Genomic DNA, 18,875 nt, shown 5'->3' with positions numbered 1-18,875 from the left:
GGGCATGTCTGATTTGCCCGTTCCGCACTTTCTCGACGAGCGCGTGGCCCGCTGGGCGGCGGTCAAACCCGATGAGGAGGCGATCACCTATCTGGGTCGCACCTGGACCTGGTCGCAGTGGTACGACCGGATCCGTCGGTTGGCCGGAGCCTTGCGTGGCTGGGGCGTCGGGCGTGGCGATGTGGTCGCTTTCGTGGACAAGAACCACCCGGCCTGCGTGGAGATGACGCTCGCGGCGGCCATGCTCGGGGCGGGCAACGCGATCGTCAATTTCCGGCTCGCCGCCGACGAGTTGGACTACGTGCTCAACGACTGCGGCGCCAGGGTTCTCGTGGTCGGCGAGGAACTCCGCGGCGGCATCGATGCGATCGCCGACCGGCTGACCGCCGTCGAGCACATCGTCACCGTCACCCCCGAGGGCGGCGCGGCGGACGAGTACGAGGAGTTGATCGCCGGCGCCACGCCCGTGGACCGTTCCGCGGACGTGCGGCCCGATGACACGTGCATCGTCATGTACTCCTCGGGGACCACCGGCCGGCCCAAAGGCATTGCGCTGACCCACTCCAACGTCATCGCGCACACCGTCAACGCCTTCGAGGGCTGGACGCTCAGCGACGGTGACAAGAGCCTGGTGGCGATGCCGCTGTTCCACGTCGGTGGCTCGTCCTACATGCAGTGGGGGTTGCACCACGGCGCGCCGACGTACATGACGCGCGAGGTCGACGGCGCGGCACTGGCCGGCGGAATTCTGGCCGGGGCCAACCGGACGTTCCTGGTGCCCGCCGTGCTGGCCAAGGTGTTCGATGCCGGCGAGGATGCCGTGAAGTTGTTCGGATCGCTCAAGACCTTTGCCTATGGTGCGTCGCCGATGCCGTTGCCGCTCTTGCGTTCTGCGCTCGCCGCGTGGCCGGAGACCGAGTTTATCCAGGTGTACGGGTTGACCGAGCTGTGCGGAGCGATCAGCCGGCTGGGGCCCGAGGATCACCGTGGGGCGAGTGAAGCGCGGTTGATGAGTGCCGGCACCGTCGTGCCCGGTGCCGAGGTCAGGGTGGTGGACCCGGACACCGGCGCCGATGCCGGCGTTGGCGAGCAGGGCGAATTGTGGTTCCGCACACCGCAGTTGATGAAGGGCTATCTTAACCGTCCGGAAGCCACGGCGGAGGCGGTCACCCCCGAGGGCTGGTTCCGTACCGGTGACATCGGCCGCGTCGACGACGGCGGTTACGTCTTCGTCGAGGATCGGCTCAAGGACATGATCATTTCCGGCGGGGAGAACATCTACTCGATCGAGGTGGAGCGGGTGCTGGCCGAACACCCCGCGGTGGTCGACGTCGCGGTGATCGGTGTGCCCGACGAGAAATGGGGTGAATCGGTGAAAGCTGTTGTGACACTTGACGAACAGGTGTCCGAGGGTGATCTGATCGCGTTCGCCCGGGAGCGGCTGGCTGGGTACAAATGTCCCAAGACGGTCGACATCGTCGACGAGTTGCCCCGCAACCCCACCGGAAAAATCCTCAAGAAGGAACTGCGCAAGCCGTACTGGGCGGGCCGCGACCGCGCGACGGTGTGAATCGCCGCCACGGTGTGAATCCACTCTGTATTTCCCGTTCCGAGCGGAGTATTTTCGGCCCCATACGTGTGCGCGAGGATGTGGGGTGCGGACATGACAGATGCGCATGTTTGGCAGAAGTTCTCCCGCGGGCCGGCAATCTTGTCCGCCCTGGTTCTGGCGGTCGCCGTCGGGCTGCTCGGGCCGCCGCCGACGGCGGGAGCCTGGTCGAGGCCGGGTTTGCCGGTGGAGATGCTGTCGGTGCCGTCGGCGTCGATGGGCCGCGACGTCAAAGTCCAGTTCCAAGGCGGTGGATCGCATGCCGTCTACCTGTTGGACGGCTTGCGCGCCCGCGACGATGCCAACGGCTGGGACATCGAGACGCCTGCCTTCGAGTGGTTCTACCAATCCGGGCTGTCGGTGGTGATGCCGGTGGGCGGGATGTCGAGTTTCTACACCGACTGGTATCAGCCCGCGGCCGGCAACGGCGGGGTGTGGACGTACAAGTGGGAGACGTTCCTGACCAGTGAGTTGCCACAGTGGTTGGCGGCCAACAGAAACGTCTCCGCGTCGGGCAACGCGGTGGTGGGGCTGTCGATGTCGGGCAGCTCGGCGCTGATCCTCGCGGCCTTCCATCCCCGACAGTTCATCTATGCCGGCTCGTTGTCGGCGTTCCTGAACCCGTCGGCCGGTCCGTGGCCCGGGCTGATCGGATTGGCGATGGGTGATGCCGGTGGCTTCTCGGCCAACGCCATGTGGGGGCCGCCGGGCGATCCGGCGTGGGCGCGCAACGATCCGACGGTTCAGGTGGGCCGGCTCGTGGCGAACCACACCCGCATCTGGGTGTACTGCGGCTCCGGCACCCCGGGTGAGTTGGGCGGCAACGACGTCGCCTCAACGTTCCTGGAAAACACGGCGTTGCAGAGCAATTTCAACTTCCGCGACCAGTACGTCGCCGCCGGCGGGAACAACGCCGTGTTCAACTTCCCACCCACCGGCACCCACACCTGGGGCTACTGGGGCGCGCAGCTGAACGAGATGAAGCCGGACATTCAGCGGGTCCTCGGTGCCGGTTAGGCATCATTGACGGCGTGACCGACGCCGGGCCCGCACTCGAGGACATCCTGGACCGCCTGCACGTCGTGGCCCTGCCGATGCGGGTCCGCTTCCGCGGCATCACGGTTCGTGAGGTGGCCTTGATCGACGGCCCGGCCGGCTGGGGCGAGTTCGGTGCGTTCGGCGAATACCCGGCGCCGGAGGCCGCGGCCTGGCTGGCCGCCGGGATCGAGGCGGCGTACCGACCGGCACCGCCGGTGCACCGCGATCGGATCCCCATCAACGCCACCGTGCCGGCGGTTCCGGCTGCCGAGGTGCCCGGGGTGCTGGCCCGGTTCCCCGGTGCGCGTACGGCCAAGGTCAAGGTCGCCGAGCCGGGGCAGACCCTGGCTGACGACGTCGCCCGCGTCAATGCCGTGCGGGCGCGGATTCCGGTGGTGCGGGTGGACGCCAACGGCGGCTGGACCCTGCCGCAGGCGGTCGAGGCGGCCGCCGCCCTGACGGCCGACGGCGCCCTGGAGTACCTCGAACAGCCTTGCGCGACAGTCGAAGAGCTTGCCGCTCTGCGCGAGCGGGTGAGCGTGCCGATCGCCGCCGACGAGTCGATCCGCAAGGCCGATGATCCGCTGCGGGTGGTGCGGGCGCGGGCCGCCGACATCGCGGTGCTCAAGGTGGCACCGCTGGGCGGGGTGTCGCGAATGCTCGACATCGCCGCGCAGATCGACATCCCGATCGTGGTGTCGAGTGCCTTGGATTCGGCCGTCGGCATCGCCCGCGGGCTGCTGGCCGCCGCCGCCCTGCCGGAGTTGAAGCATGCCTGCGGGCTGGGCACCGGCGGGTTTTTCGTCGAGGATGTCGCCGACGTGCCCGCGCCGGTGGACGGCTACCTACCCGTCGAGGCGGTGGTGCCGGATCCTGCGCGCCTGGCCGCGTTGGCTGCCTCCCCGCAGCGGCGGCAATGGTGGATCGACCGGGTGCGGGCGTGTTATGGGTTGCTTACGTAACTTCTGGCGTGCGTTCGTCGTGGCCTCACCGTGCGGCTCCGCTTTGTCACGCTGGCGTGGCTCTCGACCTCGACGGCCACTCTGACGTGACATTGGCGGGCGGCGACCTGTGATGTCCCGACGGCCCGCGGCCCGACGGCCCGACCATCCAACCCATGTCCTGATTTGTGGGGTCCATGGCGTAGACGCCATCACCGAGTTCGCGAACACTGAAGACGTGACGCGATCGGTGGTGATCCTCGGCTACGCCGGGGTGCAGGCGTTGGACGTGGTGGGCCCGTTCGACGTGTTCACCAGCGCGACGCTGTGCCTGGCCGCCCAGGGCAAACCCGACACCGGCTATGCCGTCAGCCTGGTGTCCGTCGACGGCGCACCGGTCAGCACGCTCACCGGGCTGGAGTTCGTCGCCGCCGCGCCGCCGGACCCCCGGGTTCCGGTCGACACGATCGTCATCCCCGGCGGCATCGGCGCCGACGCCGCCCGGGCCGACCCGGCCGTCATCGAGTGGATCGGCACCGCCGCCCGTCGGGCCCGCCGCGTCGTCAGCGTCTGTACGGGTGCGTTTCTGGCCGCCCAAGCCGGCCTGCTCGACGGTTGCCCGGCCACCACCCACTGGTCGTCGGCCCGCCGATTGTCCGACGAATTCCCCGCGGTGGCAGTCGATCCCGAGCTGATCTTCGTGCGCAGCTCGCAACGGGTGTGGACGGCGGCCGGGGTGACGGCCGGCATCGATCTGGCGTTGTCGTTGGTCGAGGACGATCACGGCACCGACGTGGCCCAGACCGTTGCCCGCTACCTGGTGCTGTATCTGCGCCGGCCCGGCGGTCAGACCCAGTTCGCCGCGCCGGTCTGGATGCCGCGGGCCAAGCGGGCGCCGATCCGCGCGGTGCAGGAGGCCATCGAATCCGAACCCGGTGGCACACACAGTATTTCCGAGCTGGCCAAGCGCGCGGCGATGAGCCCGCGGCATTTCACCCGGGTGTTCACCGACGAGGTGGGCGAGGCGCCCGGCGCGTATGTGGAACGCATCCGCACCGACGCCGCGCGCCGCCAGCTCGAGGAGTCCGACGACACCGTCACCGTCATCGCCGCCCGCTGCGGGTTCGGTACCGCCGAGACCATGCGGCGAAACTTCGTCCGGCGCCTGGGGATTTCCCCTGACCAGTATCGAAAAACCTTTGCGTGAAAGGAAAACCATGCAGATCGCGATCGTGCTCTACCCGAGTTTCACGGCGCTCGACTTCATCGGGCCCTACGAAGTGCTGCGCAACCTGCCCGACGCCCGGGTGCGGTTCGTCTGGCACGAGCCGGGTCCCGTCATGGCGGATTCGGGCGTGCTGACGGTCGGCGCCACCCACTCGTTCGACGAGACACCGGATCCCGATGTGGTGCTGGTGCCCGGCGGCCCGGGCTCGGCCATGGCCGCGCGCGACGAGAAGCTCCTGGACTGGCTGCGCCAGGTGTATCCGGGCAGCACCTGGATGACGTCGGTGTGCTCGGGTTCGGTGGTGCTGGCCGCCGCGGGCCTGCTCGACGGCAAACCGGCCACCTCGCACTGGTCGGTGCTGGGCGCGCTGAAGCTGATGGGCGTGCGGCCGGTGGCCGATCAGCGCATCGTGCGTGCCGAGCCGACAGGCAAGGTCATCACGGCAGCGGGGGTGTCGGCGGGCATCGACCTGGCGATGTGGCTGGCCGGCCAGATCGGCGGCGAGGCCAAAGCCAAGGCCATCCAGCTGATGATCGAGTACGACCCGCAGCCGCCGTTCGACTCCGGGCACACGTCCAAGGCCTCGCTGAGCACGAAAGCCGCGGCCACCGCACTGCTGGGCCGGGACACGGTCAAACCCGAACCGCTCAAGGCCGGGGTGCTGCTGGCCTGGGATCAGGCGATCCGCCGGGTGCGGGGTCGTCGCGTGAACGCCTAACGGCGCCTAACGGAGCAGCACCGCACGAGCCGGCGCACTGATCGAATCGAGTAGCGTCGGCCGGGTGAATCTGGCTTATGACGACCGAGGCAAGGGCGATCCGGTGCTGTTCATCGCCGGTCGCGGCGGGGCCGGCCGCACCTGGCACCTGCATCAGGTGCCGGCACTGCAACGGGCCGGCTACCGCGTCATCACCTTCGACAACCGGGGGATCGGTGCGACGGAGAACGCCGAGGGGTTCGGCACCGAGCAGATGGTGGCCGATACCGCCGAGCTGATCGAGCAGCTGGGGGCGGCCCCGGCGCACCTCGTGGGTGTGTCGATGGGCTCGTTCATCGCGCAGGAGCTGATGCTGGCCCGTCCCGAGTTGGTGCGCTCGGCGGTGCTGATGGCCACCCGCGGTCGTCACGACCGGGCCCGGGACTTCTTCCGCAAGGCCGAGCGGGACCTGGCGGTGGCGGGCGTCACGCTGCCGCCGACGTTCGACGCCAAGCTGCGGATGTTGGAGAGTTTCTCGCCGGCCACGCTCAACGACGACAAGCTGGTGCGCGACTGGAGCGAGATGTTCACCATGTGGCCCACCAAGCAGACTCCGGGCCTGCTCACCCAGCTCGACGTCGGCCCGGAGGACAACCGGCTGCCGGCCTACCGGTCCATCACCAAGCCTGTGCTGGTCATCGGGTTCGCCGACGACGTGGTGCTGCCCGCACACCTGGGCCGCGAGGTGGCCGATGCCATCCCCAACGCGCGGTATCTGGAGATCCCCGACACCGGCCACCTCGGTTTCATCGAGAAGCCGGACGCCGTCAACGCCGCGCTGCTCGAGTTCCTCGCCGGCCAGAACTGACGGCCGTCAGGCCGAGCGTCGCCAACCAATAAGGTGGAGTGGTGAACCCCTCGACGGCACAGGCGCACGTAGTCGTCGACGAACTCATCCGTGGCGGGGTCCGCGATGTCGTGCTGTGCCCGGGGTCGCGCAACGCGCCGCTGGCGTTCGCGCTGTCGGCCGCCGACCGGGCCGGGCGCATCCGTCTGCACGTGCGCATCGATGAACGCACGGCCGGCTACCTGGCCGTCGGGCTCGCGGTGGCCGAACGGGCCCCGGTCTGCATCGCGATGACCTCGGGCACCGCGGTGGCCAACCTGGGACCGGCGGTGGTGGAGGCCAACTACGCCCGGGTGCCGCTGATCGTGCTGAGCGCCAACCGGCCCTACGAGATGCTGGGCACCGGCGCCAATCAGACCTTTGAGCAGCTGGGCTATTTCGGTACCCAGGTGCGGGCCAACATCAGTGTGGGCCTGGCGCCGGATCTGACCGGCGGGCATCCGGGGGAACAGGACACCCTCAACGCCCAGTGGCGCTCGGCAACCTGCCGGGTGCTGGCGGCGGCCACCGGATCGCGCACGGCCAATGCCGGCCCGGTGCAGTTCGACATCCCGCTGCGCGAACCGCTGGTGCCCGACAGTGCCCATGGGGACTCGTCGTTTCCGCCCGGCCGCCCGGACGGCAAGCCCTGGACCTTTACTCCGCCGGTCAGTTTCGACCAGCCGCTGGAGATCGACCTCACCCCGGACACCGTGGTGATCGCCGGCCACGGCGCCGGTGTGCACCCCAACCTGGCCGCGTTGCCGACGGTGGCCGAGCCCACCGCGCCGCTTCCGCAGAACCCGCTGCACCCGCTCGCGCTGCGCCTCGTGCACCCCAAGCAGGTCATCATGCTGGGCCGGCCCACCCTGCACCGCCCGGTCTCGGCGCTGCTGGCCGACCCGGCGGTGCCGGTCTATGCGCTGACCACCGGCCCGCGCTGGCCCGACGTGTCGGGCAACTCGATGGCCACCGGCACCCGCGCCGTGACCACCGGCAGCCCGGATCCGGCCTGGCTGGCCCGCTGCACCCAGCTCAACAGGCATGCCGTGGCGGCGGTCCGCGGTCAACTCGCGTCGCACCCGCAGACCACCGGCCTGCACGTGGCCGCGGTGGTCGCCGACGCGTTGCGACCGGGGGACCAGCTGGTGCTCGGGGCCTCCAATCCGGTGCGCGACGCCGCGCTGGTCGGGCTGAACGCGCAGGGTGTGCAGGTGCGGTCCAACCGCGGTGTGGCCGGCATCGACGGCACGGTGTCCACGGCGATCGGGGCGGCGCTGGCCCACGACCGGGCCGGTGACGGGAACGGGCCGCGCCGGACCATCGCGCTGATCGGCGATCTGACCTTCGTGCACGACAGCTCGGGGCTGTTGATCGGCCCTACCGAGCCGACCCCGGCGAACCTGACCATCGTGGTGTCCAACGACAACGGCGGCGGCATCTTCGAGTTGCTGGAGCAGGGTGATCCCCGCTTCGCCGACGTGTCGTCGCGGGTGTTCGGCACCCCGCACGACGTGGACATCGCCGCCTTGTGCCGCGCCTACCACGTGGAGTACGGCCAGGTCGAGGTCGACGCGCTCGGCGCGGCGCTGGCCGAACCGTTCCAGGGCATGCGGGTGCTGGAGGTGAAGGCCGATCGGTCGTCGCTGCGGGCCCTGCACGCGTCGATCAAGGCGGCGCTGTGAGGCCATCGGAGGTCGCCGCGCGGCTGCGGGGATGGATGCAGCCCCTGATCCCGCACCTGTACGGCGAACCGGGAGAGACGCGCTCAGAGCGGATCATCCGGCGGGTGCGCATCGGGGTGGTGATCGCGGCGTGTCTGGTCACCCTGCAATCGGCGTTGCTCGTGCTGGGGGCCTGGCGCAACGACCGGCAGATCGAGCGCAACATGGGGGTGGCGGCCGCCGAGGTGCTCAGCGCCGGGCCGCGCCGCTCCACGATCGAGTTCGTCACGCCCGACCGGGTGACCTACCGTCCCGAGCTGGGGGTGCTGTACCCCTCCGAACTCGACACCGGGATGCGGATCTACGTCGAGTACGACAAGAACGATCCGGATCTGGTGCGGGTGCGCAACCGCAACGCCTCGCTGGCGATCATCCCGGCCGGGTCGATCGCGGTGGTCGGCTGGCTGGTGGCCGGAGCGGCGCTGACGCTGCTGGCGTTTTTGCAGCGACGGCCCGGCCGCTCCGGGGTCGCCGTCCCGGTCAGTCCGTAGGGCTGGTCGGCTCAGCCGGTCGGGTCAGCTGGTCGGGGTGGCCAGCAGTTTGGCAAGCCACTGCGGGTCGGCGAGGTCGACCATGGCTTCGCCCACCAGGTCGTAGACCGCCGGGGTGGCCACTTGGTAGGCCGTCTCGCTGAGCAGCCCTGCGTTGGCCTCGGTGAGCTCGTCGGCGTCGATGGCCTGTTCGCCGGCGGCGATCTTGCCGGTCTGCTCGGAGCCGATCCCGCTTTCGGAGGCCATGGCGGCGATCTCGTCGTCGCTGGGCCCGGCCGAGCCCTCGGGCTGCTGGTGACCCCACAGGTCCTGCACGAACGCCTGGAAGGCGGCGCCGGTGGTGCCCGGACCCGCGGCCAGGAACATGGCGTTGGCCACCCGGGCCGAGTAGTCGGTGCCGGTCGAATCCAGGAAGGTCAGCGGCCGGTAGGTGACCGCGAGCCGGCCCTGCCGGACCGCGTCGGCGATGTCGTCGCCGACGTTGAGCTGCAGGTGTGCGCAGGCCGGACACTGAGGTTCGGTGAACACGTCGATCCGGGCGGTGGCGTCCGGATAGCCGATCAGGATTCCGGAGCCGTCCTGGGTGACCGCGCTGCCGGGCTTCTCACCGCTGGCCTGCGCGCTGCCGTCGACCAGCCGGCTGCACGCGGTGGTGGAGCCCACCGCGGACACCGCCAGCACGGTCAGCACCGCAGCGGCCACCCGCGTCAATCGCATGCGGCAACCTTATCCGCGGGCATCAGTATTTAGCGTGTCGTATCCCCGAGCGCTACCTGGACGACAGCTGTCCCTGGGACCATCGTGGTGTGCGCGTTGCGATCGTTGCAGAGAGTTTCCTCCCGAATGTCAACGGCGTCACCAACTCGGTGCTTCGGGTGATCGAGCATCTTCGTCGCACCGGTCACGAGGTCCTCGTCATCGCCCCGGACACCCCGCGCGGTCAGCCGCCGGCCGAACGTGTGCACGACGGGGTCCGGGTGCATCGGGTGCCTTCGCGGATGTTTCCCAAGGTCACCTCGCTGCCGTTGGGGGTGCCGCGGCCGCGGATGGTGAACGTGTTGCGCGGTTTCGATCCCGACGTCGTGCATCTGGCCTCGCCCGCGCTGCTGGGATGGGGCGGGGTGCACGCGGCGCGGCGGCTGGGGGTCCCGACGGTGGCGGTGTTCCAGACCGATGTCGCCGGTTTCGCCGAGAGCTACGGCGTCGGCGTCCTCTCGCGCGCGTCGTGGGCCTGGACGCGGCGGCTGCACAGCAAGGCCGACCGGACGTTGGCGCCGTCCAGCTCGGCGATGGAAAACCTTGCTGCCCACCGGATTCCACGGGTGTTCAAGTGGGCTCGGGGGGTCGACATCACCGGTTTCGCGCCGTCGGCCCGCGACGAGGCGCTGCGAACCTCGTGGTCGCCCGGCGGGGCGCCGATCGTCGGGTTCGTCGGGCGGTTGGCCCCGGAGAAACACGTCGAACGGCTGGCCGCGCTGGCCGGCCGCGACGATCTGCAACTGGTGGTGGTGGGGGACGGGGTGGACCGGGCCAAGCTCCAATCCGTATTGCCCTCAGCGGTTTTCACCGGCGAGCTGCACGGGCCGGAACTGGCCGCGGCCTATGCCAGCATGGATGTGTTCGTCCACCCCGGCGAGCACGAGACGTTCTGCCAGGCCGTGCAGGAGGCGATGGCGTCCGGGGTGCCGGTGATCGCCCCCGATGCGGGCGGGCCGCGGGATCTGGTGGCGCCCTACCGCACCGGGCTGCTGCTTGCGGTCGACGAATTCGAGTCGGCGCTGCCCGCGGCGGTCGAGCATCTGATCGCCGAGCGGGCGCGCTATGGCGTGGCCGCCCGCCGCAGTGTGCTGGGCCGCACCTGGCCGGCGATCTGTGAGGAGCTGATCGGCCACTACGAGGCCGTGCAGGGGCTCCGACAGTTGCGCGCCGCCTAGCGTCCATTGCGCGGTGAGGTCAGCCCTAGCTCTGTGCCGCAAGCCACGGGATCAGGCCGCCGGCCAGCACATGCTGTACCTGCCGCGGTGAAAGTCTGTGGTGTACTCCGAAAGTCGTGTCCTTCGTGGTGTTGGTGACCGTGATCGGCAGACCGTCGGTCAAGGTCTGGCGCAGGTTGGCGAGGGAGAGGACGTCGTCCTGCGCGATAGCGTCGTAGTCGGCAGCGTCGTCGAATTCCAGTGCCAGCACGCCGAAATTGGCCAGATTCTGCCAATGGATACGGGCGAAGGACTTGGCGATCACCGCCTGCAGTCCCAGGTAGCGGGGTGCGATCGCGGCGTGTTCACGTGACGAGCCCTGACCGTAGTTTTCGCCGCCCACGACGATGTGACCCGATGGGCTGGATTGCGCACGTTGCGGATAGGTCTCGTCGATCTGGGTGAAGCTGAACATCGCGAGCTTGGGAATGTTGGAGCGGAACGGCAGCGCACGCGCTCCTGCCGGCGAGATCTCGTCGGTCGATATGTTGTCGCCGACCTTGAGCAGGATGGGTGCCGTCACTTCATCGGGCAGCGGCGTCAGCCTGGGAAGGCTGGAGATGTTGGGGCCCTTGATGACCTCGACGGCTTGCGCCTGCTCGGGCGGGCAAGGGGCGACCAGCATTGCGGTGTTGACGCTGAAGTGGGTGGGCAGATCGAGGTCCGGATATTCGATCCCGTTGTCGGCGGCATCGTCCGGGGAAGTTTCGGGGCATGGTCCGCAGCGAGTTGCGGCCGGTTGCCGGGGCCTGGCCCATGCCGATGCAACCCATACAGCCGGCCTGATGGACCCGGGCGCCGTTGATGACCAGCTCTGTCGTGGCGCCCATCCGGGTCAGATCGGTGAGGATCTCGCGTGAGGTCGGGTTGACGTCAAAGCTGACATCGGGTGAGGTCTGGTGGCCGTGCACCATCGCTGCCGCAATCGCGAAGTCCCGTAGGCCGGGGTTGGCGCTGGAGCCGATCACCACCTGCGCCACCGGTTCGCCGGCAACTTCGGACACTGCGACGACGTTGCCCGGCGAGGACGGCTTGGCGATCAGCGGTTCGAGCTGCGAGAGGTCGATGACCTCGTCGAGGTCGTATGCTGCGCCGTCATCGGCGACGAGTTCGGTCCAGTCGTCACCGCGATCCTCGGCGGTGAGAAATTCGCGCACCGCGTCGTCGCTGGGGAACACGGTGGTGGTCGCCCCGAGCTCGGCGCCCATGTTGGCGATGACGTGCCGGTCCATGGCGGCCAGGCCCGCCAGGCCGGGACCGTAGTACTCCATGATGCGATTGACGCCACCCTTGACGTCGTGGCGACGGAGCATCTCCAGGATGATGTCCTTTGCCGAACACCATTGTGGGAGTTCGCCTTCCAACCGGATACCCCATACTTCGGGGGCGCGGAGATGCAGCGGTTCACCGGCGATGGCCAGCGCCACCCCGAGACCGCCGACACCGATCGCCAGCATGCCCAGCGACCCGGCCGCCGGGGTGTGGGAGTCCGAGCCCACCATCGTCTTGCCCGGTATGCCGAACCGCTGCATATGTGTCGGGTGCGAAACGCCGTTGCCCGGCTTGGAGAACCACAACCCGAAGTGTTGTGCTGCGGTGCGCAGGTACTCGTGGTCCTCGGCGTTTTTCTCGTCGGTCTGCAGCAGGTTGTGGTCGACGTACTGCACGCTGACCTCGGTGCGGGCCCGGTCGAGCCGCAGTGCTTCGAGCTCCTGCATCACCAGCGTGCCGGTGGCGTCCTGGGTCAACGTCTGATCGATGTGGATCGCGATCTCGTCCCCGGGTGTCATCGACCCGGAGACGAGATGCGAACCGATCAACTTCTGCGTGACGCTCTGCGGCATCTACACAGGCTTCCCGCGTGCTCACTCGACGAAACCGGCTCGCCTTCCTCGGGCTCACCTTCCTCGCGGGAGAAATCAGCCCTGTGCAAGCACGGACACCGGCTGCCACTGCTCCCACGTCGCCAGCCGGCTTTCGTAGTCGGCCTTCGCCAGCTGCAGCGGCAGCTCACCGAAAAACACTCGCAGCGGCGGGTTTTCGGCGTCGACGATCTTGAGCACCGCCTCGGCCGAGGCTTTGGGGTCGCCCGGCTTGGCGCTGCGCTTGGCCCGGGCCGCCTGCGCTGCCGCGCGCGCCTCGTCGTAGGCGGCGAGCGGCTCGGCATGCCGGGCCGAGGATCCGGCCCAGTCGGTGGAGAACCCGCCCGGCTCGATCAGCGTCACATGCACGCCGAACGGCGCGACCTCGGCGGCCAGCGTCTGCGAGAACCCTTCCAGCGCCCACTTGGACGCGTGGTACATGCCGACCAGCGGGAATGCGGTGATCCCGCCGATGGAGGACACCTGCAGAATGTGCCCGCTGCCCTGCGCACGCAGGTAGGGCAGCGCGGCCTGGGTGACCCACAATGGGCCGAACACGTTCGTTTCGATCTGATCGCGCGCGTCGGCTTCGGAGAGCTCTTCGATGAACCCGAACTGGCCGTAGCCGGCGTTGTTGACGACGATGTCGAGCCGGCCGAAGTGATCGTGGGCCTGTGCGACGGCGGCGAAATCCGCGTCCCGGTCGGTGACGTCCAGCTGGATCGGCAACAGCGCGTCGCCGTACTTGTCGGCCAGATCGGCCAGCGTGGTGGTGTCGCGGGCGGTGGCGGCCACCTTGTCGCCCCGATCCAGGGCGGCGATCGCCCACTCCCGGCCGAAGCCGCGCGATGCACCGGTGATGAACCACACTTTTGCACTCATGATGAACCCTTCGACGTTGTGTTTCCTGCGGTGCAAGCCATCGGAGCCGTCGCCCATTCCCGTTTCTCCCGATCGACAGGTAGTCCACAGGCAGTGGCGACGCCGGGCCAGGGTTTCGGTCACTGTCAATGTATTGGGCAGCGCCCGGTAGCGTCAGGACCGTGAGCCGAGCGAGCCTGGAGAAGAACCCCCACGAAGTGGCGTCGATGTTCGATGCCGTGGCGCGGCGCTACGACCTGACCAACACGGTGCTCTCGCTCGGGCAGGATCGGTTCTGGCGTCGGCAGACCCGCGCGGCGCTGGGCATCGGGCCCGGTGACAAGGTGCTGGACCTGGCGGCGGGGACTGCGGTGTCGACGGTCGAGTTGGCGAGCTCGGGCGCGTGGTGTGTGGCCGCGGACTTCTCGGTGGGCATGTTGGGGGCCGGTGCTGCACGTCCGGTGCCGAAAGTGGGGGCCGATGCCACCCGGCTGCCGTTCGCCGACGGGGTGTTCGACGCGGTCACCATCAGCTTCGGGCTGCGCAACGTGGTCGACCATGTGGCCGGGCTGCGTGAGATGGCCCGGGTCACCCGGCCCGGCGGCCGGCTGGTGGTGTGCGAGTTCTCCACGCCCACCAATCGCGCGTTCGCCACGCTCTACAAGGAGTACCTCATGAAGGCGCTGCCGCGGATGGCCACCGCGGTGTCGAGCAACCCGGACGCCTACGTGTATCTGGCCGAGTCGATTCGGGCCTGGCCGGATCAGGCCGAGCTGGCCCGCCGCATCGGCGAGGCCGGCTGGTCACAGGTGAAGTGGCGCAATCTGACCGGCGGCATCGTGGCGTTGCACGCCGCGACGAAGCCCGCCCCCTAGCGCCCCTTAGCGCCGAACTAGCGCCGAAACGGCATTCCGGCAGCGATTGTTCGAGTAACCATCTGCTGGAATGCCATTTCGGCGGGAGTTGGTCAGGACAGCAACCGGGCGGCGAGAGTGAAGTAGCGCAACGACCGCCGGTCGCGTGCACTGGCGGTGACGCCGGTCAACTCGGCGGCCCGCTCGTGCTGCATGGCCCGAATCGCCCGGTGCGGCACCACCCGTGGCCACCAGTCCGTCGGTGCGAACATCTGCTCGCGAAACGGCTCGAAATGCGGGCCGGCCGAAAGCTGTGTGCGGCACTGGTCCTCGAAGTAGGTGCCGAACTCGGCCCAGCTCGACGGCATCGGGCGGGTGGAGATGCCGTAGCGCCGGTACCACGCGCAGCATTCCTGATAGAGCTGCTCGTGCTCGTCGTCACTGAGCTTGCGGATGAAGGTATTGACCATCATCACAAGGCTTTCCACGTACGTGGCGTGCTGGAAATGGAACACGTCCGGGTTCAGCGCGTGGTAGTTGTTGCCGGCCCGGTCACGGCCCTTGACGTGCTCGTGGGCGAACCGGATGTGCGGCCGCATGTCGGTGTCGGTGTAGGCGATGTTGACGGCCTGGGTGACAGTCCTCTTCTTGTGCAACCAGATTCGCTCCCGCAGCAGCGCATGTTCGGTTATCCCGGCGGCGATCGTCGGGTGCAGCAGCTGCAGGCACACCGCCCTGGGCAGCACGAACAGGTAGCGCCGATCCCGAAGGTATCGCCACAGCAGGGTGTCCGGCCCGAGCTCGGCCGCCACGGCCGTCAGATCAGGGCCTTCTTGCGACGGATCCGGCGGCGTACGTCGTTGATCAGCACGGTGTAGTTGCCGGTGCGCAGCGACTTGGGCAGGAACCGGTTGACCACCGCCACGAACAGGAAAAGATGCTCGAAGCGACGCCGGTCGGTGTCGGTCCACTCGAAGCCCATCGCGTCGCGGAACACCGGTGCCAAAAAGCCGATCGTCAAGAACCGCAGCAGCGGAGCCAGGATGATCCGCATGGGCCAGTTGATCATCTTCAGGTCCACCAGCACCATGATGTAGTCGCGGACGAACGGGGTCATCTGGACCCGCTCGCAGGCGGTATTCCAGTACGCGTCGAAATCGGCCCGGGTGGCCGGCCACATCTCCTCGAGCACCTGCAGTGTGGTGCCGATGGTCATCGCGCTCTGGTAGAAGCCTTCCGCCTGCTCCTCGGTCATCTTGCCGTAGAGCAGCTGATGGGTGTCCTCGTAGAAGATGAACAGGCAGGCCGCCACCCACAACTGCAGTTCCCGGTTGAATGCGTTGTACTTGACCGGGCTGTCCTCGGTGGAGCGGACCTGCCGGTGCGCGACGTTGACCGCCTCGCGGTAGGCGGCGCGTTCTTCGTCGGTGCCGAGGATCGCCACGGTCAGGTATTGCGCGGTGGTACGCAGCCGCTTCCACGGATGATGCACCAAACTGCCTGATTCGACCCGACTTTCGGCCACACCGTAGCCGACCTCGGGCCAGCTCATCTGCATGATGACGTTGGCCGCCGCCCCCGCCGCCGACCAGAAGTCCAGCGCATCGGTGAGATCGACGTCTTTCCGGCGGATCCACCGTGGGATCCGCTGGGTGACGGCGATGCGGGTCTCGGCGGTGGTCAGCCGCGGCTCGGCGGCCTGATCCACGTATGTCGCTGGCATGGAACTCCTTTCGGGTCGAGCGGGTCGAGCGATCGGTTACACGGTTTGCACGTCGTCGACGATCCAGCGGTCACCGCTGCGAACCAGCTTGACCACCATCCGGTATTTCTGGTCACTGCCCTGTGGGGCAGTGACATTGGTGACGTGCTGGTCGACGAACGCGACCACGGTGGCGGTGTCCCCGTCGAGTGATTCGACGGCCACATGTTCGGCGGTGGCGGTCGCGACGCCCTTGCTGGACACCACGATGTCGCGTAGCGCCTTGACCATCTCGTCGTACTTCGCGGCGAACCCGGGGGTGGATTCGGCGACGATCTGGTCACGGGCGGCGTCCATCTTCTGGTAGTCGAAGGCCGCCATCGCCACCAGATAGTCGTGCGATGTCTGCACCGCCTCGGCGCGCAGCGCGTCGTTCTGTCGGTGGTGGTACTCACCGAGCGACAGCATCACCAGCGCCGCGATGGCGGCCGCGGCGACCAGGGCCGCCAGCCCGGCCACGATCCAGCGTCGCAGCCGACCGCCGGTCTCCCCGCCGGTCTCCCCGTCGGTCGGCTCGGGCGCGGCCGGGTCGTCGGACTTCTCCGCCGCAGGGGCGTCGTCGACAGCCGGATCGTCGGTGCCCGTCACCGCCGGCACCGGGTCGTCGGTCGTGCCTGCCTCGGTCGTGTTGTCGTCGGTGTCGTCTGCGCTCACTGTGGACCGCCTCTCAGAATGCTGCTCCATTTGTAGGCCAGCTGGGCCAGGGTCGGGATCTTGACCGGATCATTCACCACGTCCGGACCGATCGGGTACCCAGGGTTCTGAGAATTCTGTAGGCCGAGGTCGTTGGGGCGGGGTGCGTTCACCGCACCGCGCATGAGCATGTCGGGTGCCGGGGGGCAGTACATCACCAGGTTGGGGTTTTTCGGACTGACGTCGCCGATGGCTCGCCGTTCGACGTCGTAGTTGCACACCGGCCCCTGGGTGGCGATCAGCGAGAAGTCGGCCCGGGTCTGGCCGGTGGCGTCCAGCTTGACGATCGAGGTCAGATCCTGCAGGCCCTTCGGGATCGCCGACAGCCCGGTCTGCAGCGCGTCGGTGCGGTCGCCGATGATCGGGGTGACGGTGGCCAGGTTGGCCAGGGTGGCGCCGAAGGTGCCCTGGTAGGTGTCGAGGACTCGCTGCAGCGAACTCAGCGCAGCCGGCGAGTGGTCGGTGAGGTACAGGAAGGCCGGACCGCTGCCGTCGAGCTGGTTGGCCAGCCGTGAGCTGGCCCGCATACCCCGGATGAACGGGTCGCTCTGGCCGGCCATCGTGGTCACCAACTCGGCGGTACCGTCGATCAGGGGCTGCAGTTGGCCGGTCTGGTTGCGGATGCGTTGGGAGATGTCCGAGGCGTTGTCGATCAGGGTGGCCAGATCGGGGCCCAGGCCGTCGAACGCATTCGACAGCTCGGTTCCGACATCCCGAACAGCTTGGACGTCAATGCCTTTCACCAGTTTCGCGGTGTCGCCCATGATGCGGTCCATCTGGATCGGCTGCTGGTCGGCCGGTGCGGCGATGGTATCCCCGGAGGCCAGGTACGGGCCACCATCGGACTGCGGCATGATGTCCACGCTCTGGATGCCCGCGGCCGTCCCCATTCCCACGGTCAGGATCGCATCGCGCGGGATCCGGGTGGCCGGGTCGATGACCAATCGCACCATCGCCGTGCCGTCGGGGGACAGCCACACGTCGTCGACGGTGCCGACCTGCACCCCGCGGACGGTGACGCTGGTGCCCGGGGTCAGGCCGAAGGCGTCGACCATGGAGGCGGTCAGCGTCATCGGTGTCCGGAACCCTTGCGGCCCGGCCACATAGCGGATTCCGAACGGGATGACGATGGCGGCGATCACCGCGAAGATCGCCAGCTGCACCACGACCAGACGTTTCACTTCAAACCTCCCGACCAGAACCCGTCCCCGGCAACGTCGGGGGTGATCGGGCTGCCGTTGACCAACAAACCACCGGTCAGGAGCTTGTCCAGGGTGCCAGGGATGTCCAGGGCGCCGTCGAACATCAGGTAGTCCCCGTGGACGGAGCTGCCGAACTTCTCCAGGAAGTTGTTCATGGCCGCGAGCATCCCGCCGAGCCGATCGTTGAAGGTGCCCATCATGGAGACGACGGTGTTGGCGTCTTCGACCATGGCGCCCATGTCGGCCTTGGACAGCACGTTGTTGGCGGTCGCTGCCAGCGCGGTCGTCGAGGAGAACAGGGTCTGCAGCTTGGCGCGTTGCACGTCGAGCATCGCGACAACCTTGGGCACCGCGTCGAGGTAGCCGGCCACGGCCTTCTGCTCATGGTCGAACTGCCCGGCGATGTTCGCGGCCAGCCGCATCGCCTCGTCGAATTCGCCTTGGTGGGCTGAGGCTTTGGCGGTCAGCAGCGACATCGAGTCGATCAGCCCGCGTACCTTGTCGGCACGTCCGGCGAACGCCTTGTCCAGTTCGGTGACGATGGTGGCGAGTTGGTCGACACCGCTGCGGCTCAACAACGCACCGAATGTGGCCAGTGCGCTTTCGATCTGCGGCCCCAGCTCGGTGTGGCTGGGCGGGATCACGTCGCCGTCGCGCAGGGCGCGCTGAGGCGCCTGCTGCGTGCTGCTGAGCCGGACGAACGGATTACCAAGTGCTGAGGGCAATTCCACGCTGGCGACGGTGTCGGCGTCCAGCCCGGCGCCGTCGGCCAGGCTCAGCTGCACCGAGGCGCCCGAGGCGGCCAGGGTCATCCCGCTGACCCGGCCGACGACCTTCTGCCCGTTGCGCACATCGGCGCCGATGGTGATGCCGTCGGCGGTCGGCAGCACCACGGTGACGGCCATGGTGTCGCTGGGGGAGGTGCGGCCCAGCGGGAGGTCCTGGATGCCGGTCTCGAACACCGTGTCGCTCAACGCCCAGACGCTCGCGACGGCCACGACCACCGCGCAACCGGTCGCGACGCGGGTCAGGGTGGGCTTGAATTCAGGCATCT

Annotated in this window: 17 protein-coding genes and 1 pseudogene; 10 read left to right on the top strand and 8 right to left on the bottom strand. The window is 68.4% G+C overall.

The genetic code is table 11. From position 1 onward, the window contains the following. Positions 1-4 precede the first annotated feature (4 nt). The 8 genes from FR943_RS22775 to FR943_RS22740 all read left to right on the top strand — a co-directional run bounded on the left by FR943_RS22775 (position 5) and on the right by FR943_RS22740 (position 8,614). Entirely contained in the window at positions 5-1,570 is a 1,566-nt protein-coding gene (locus FR943_RS22775; protein ID WP_217160542.1) for a long-chain-fatty-acid--CoA ligase, read from the top strand. Between the two features lie 93 nt (positions 1,571-1,663). Next, positions 1,664-2,626: an esterase family protein gene (locus FR943_RS22770; RefSeq protein WP_217160541.1), complete on the top strand. Its 963-nt coding sequence runs from the start codon at positions 1,664-1,666 to the stop codon at positions 2,624-2,626. Between the two features lie 14 nt (positions 2,627-2,640). Beyond that, entirely contained in the window at positions 2,641-3,609 is a 969-nt protein-coding gene (locus tag FR943_RS22765) for an o-succinylbenzoate synthase (protein ID WP_217160540.1), read from the top strand. Between the two features lie 217 nt (positions 3,610-3,826). Beyond that, the gene (locus FR943_RS22760) at positions 3,827-4,795 is read left to right on the top strand and encodes a GlxA family transcriptional regulator (protein WP_308170633.1); all 969 of its coding nucleotides are present in this window, start codon (positions 3,827-3,829) and stop codon (positions 4,793-4,795) included. 10 nt (positions 4,796-4,805) lie between these two features. Then, a complete protein-coding gene (locus FR943_RS22755; protein ID WP_217160538.1) occupies positions 4,806-5,534 on the top strand; it encodes a DJ-1/PfpI family protein in 729 nt (242 codons plus the stop codon). Positions 5,535-5,598: 64 nt separating this feature from the next. Next, entirely contained in the window at positions 5,599-6,381 is a 783-nt protein-coding gene (locus FR943_RS22750; RefSeq protein WP_217160537.1) for an alpha/beta fold hydrolase, read from the top strand. A 41-nt stretch (positions 6,382-6,422) separates the two neighbouring features. After that, positions 6,423-8,084, top strand: coding sequence for a 2-succinyl-5-enolpyruvyl-6-hydroxy-3-cyclohexene-1-carboxylic-acid synthase (gene menD / locus FR943_RS22745; protein WP_217160536.1), 1,662 nt, complete (start codon positions 6,423-6,425; stop codon positions 8,082-8,084). Between the two features lie 35 nt (positions 8,085-8,119). After that, positions 8,120-8,614 carry a DUF3592 domain-containing protein gene (locus FR943_RS22740; RefSeq protein WP_217160637.1) on the top strand — a complete coding sequence of 165 codons (495 nt, stop codon included), beginning with the start codon at positions 8,120-8,122 and terminating at the stop codon, positions 8,612-8,614. Between the two features lie 24 nt (positions 8,615-8,638). Here FR943_RS22740 and FR943_RS22735 read toward each other — a convergent pair whose 3' ends face one another. After that, the gene (locus FR943_RS22735) at positions 8,639-9,331 is read right to left on the bottom strand and encodes a DsbA family protein (protein ID WP_217160535.1); all 693 of its coding nucleotides are present in this window, start codon (positions 9,329-9,331) and stop codon (positions 8,639-8,641) included. An 89-nt stretch (positions 9,332-9,420) separates the two neighbouring features. On the opposite strand from FR943_RS22735, the gene FR943_RS22730 reads away from it, so the two are divergent. After that, positions 9,421-10,548, top strand: coding sequence for a glycosyltransferase family 4 protein (locus FR943_RS22730; RefSeq protein WP_217160534.1), 1,128 nt, complete (start codon positions 9,421-9,423; stop codon positions 10,546-10,548). A gap of 25 nt (positions 10,549-10,573) precedes the next feature. Here FR943_RS22730 and FR943_RS22725 read toward each other — a convergent pair. Then, positions 10,574-12,431 (bottom strand): annotated as a pseudogene (locus tag FR943_RS22725) (aconitate hydratase). A 75-nt stretch (positions 12,432-12,506) separates the two neighbouring features. After that, positions 12,507-13,331: an SDR family oxidoreductase gene (locus FR943_RS22720; protein ID WP_217160533.1), complete on the bottom strand. Its 825-nt coding sequence runs from the start codon at positions 13,329-13,331 to the stop codon at positions 12,507-12,509. Between the two features lie 161 nt (positions 13,332-13,492). Between FR943_RS22720 and FR943_RS22715 the strand changes: the two genes are divergently transcribed. Further along, positions 13,493-14,185, top strand: coding sequence for a demethylmenaquinone methyltransferase (locus FR943_RS22715; RefSeq protein WP_217160532.1), 693 nt, complete (start codon positions 13,493-13,495; stop codon positions 14,183-14,185). 92 nt (positions 14,186-14,277) lie between these two features. On the opposite strand, the gene FR943_RS22710 is transcribed toward FR943_RS22715, so the two are convergent. From FR943_RS22710 to FR943_RS22690, 5 genes are read right to left on the bottom strand one after another with little or no spacing between them, the layout of a single operon-like run. Beyond that, positions 14,278-14,976, bottom strand: coding sequence for an oxygenase MpaB family protein (locus FR943_RS22710; RefSeq protein ID WP_217160531.1), 699 nt, complete (start codon positions 14,974-14,976; stop codon positions 14,278-14,280). A 5-nt stretch (positions 14,977-14,981) separates the two neighbouring features. Continuing rightward, the gene (locus FR943_RS22705) at positions 14,982-15,887 is read right to left on the bottom strand and encodes an oxygenase MpaB family protein (protein ID WP_217160530.1); all 906 of its coding nucleotides are present in this window, start codon (positions 15,885-15,887) and stop codon (positions 14,982-14,984) included. 36 nt (positions 15,888-15,923) lie between these two features. Next, a complete protein-coding gene (locus FR943_RS22700; RefSeq protein WP_217160529.1) occupies positions 15,924-16,580 on the bottom strand; it encodes an Rv1363c family protein in 657 nt (218 codons plus the stop codon). After that, positions 16,577-17,800: an MlaD family protein gene (locus FR943_RS22695; protein ID WP_308170632.1), complete on the bottom strand. Its 1,224-nt coding sequence runs from the start codon at positions 17,798-17,800 to the stop codon at positions 16,577-16,579. The genes FR943_RS22700 and FR943_RS22695 overlap by 4 nt, the downstream gene beginning before the upstream one ends. Next, positions 17,797-18,873, bottom strand: coding sequence for an MCE family protein (locus FR943_RS22690; protein ID WP_217160528.1), 1,077 nt, complete (start codon positions 18,871-18,873; stop codon positions 17,797-17,799). Before FR943_RS22690 ends, FR943_RS22695 begins: the two co-directional genes overlap by 4 nt. Between the last annotated feature and the right edge of the window lie 2 nt (positions 18,874-18,875).

Source organism: [Mycobacterium] fortunisiensis, from assembly GCF_019050325.1.
In the GTDB taxonomy this organism is placed as follows: Bacteria; Actinomycetota; Actinomycetes; order Mycobacteriales; family Mycobacteriaceae; genus Mycobacterium; species Mycobacterium fortunisiensis.
This window is presented reverse-complemented; position numbering and strand designations above follow the sequence as displayed.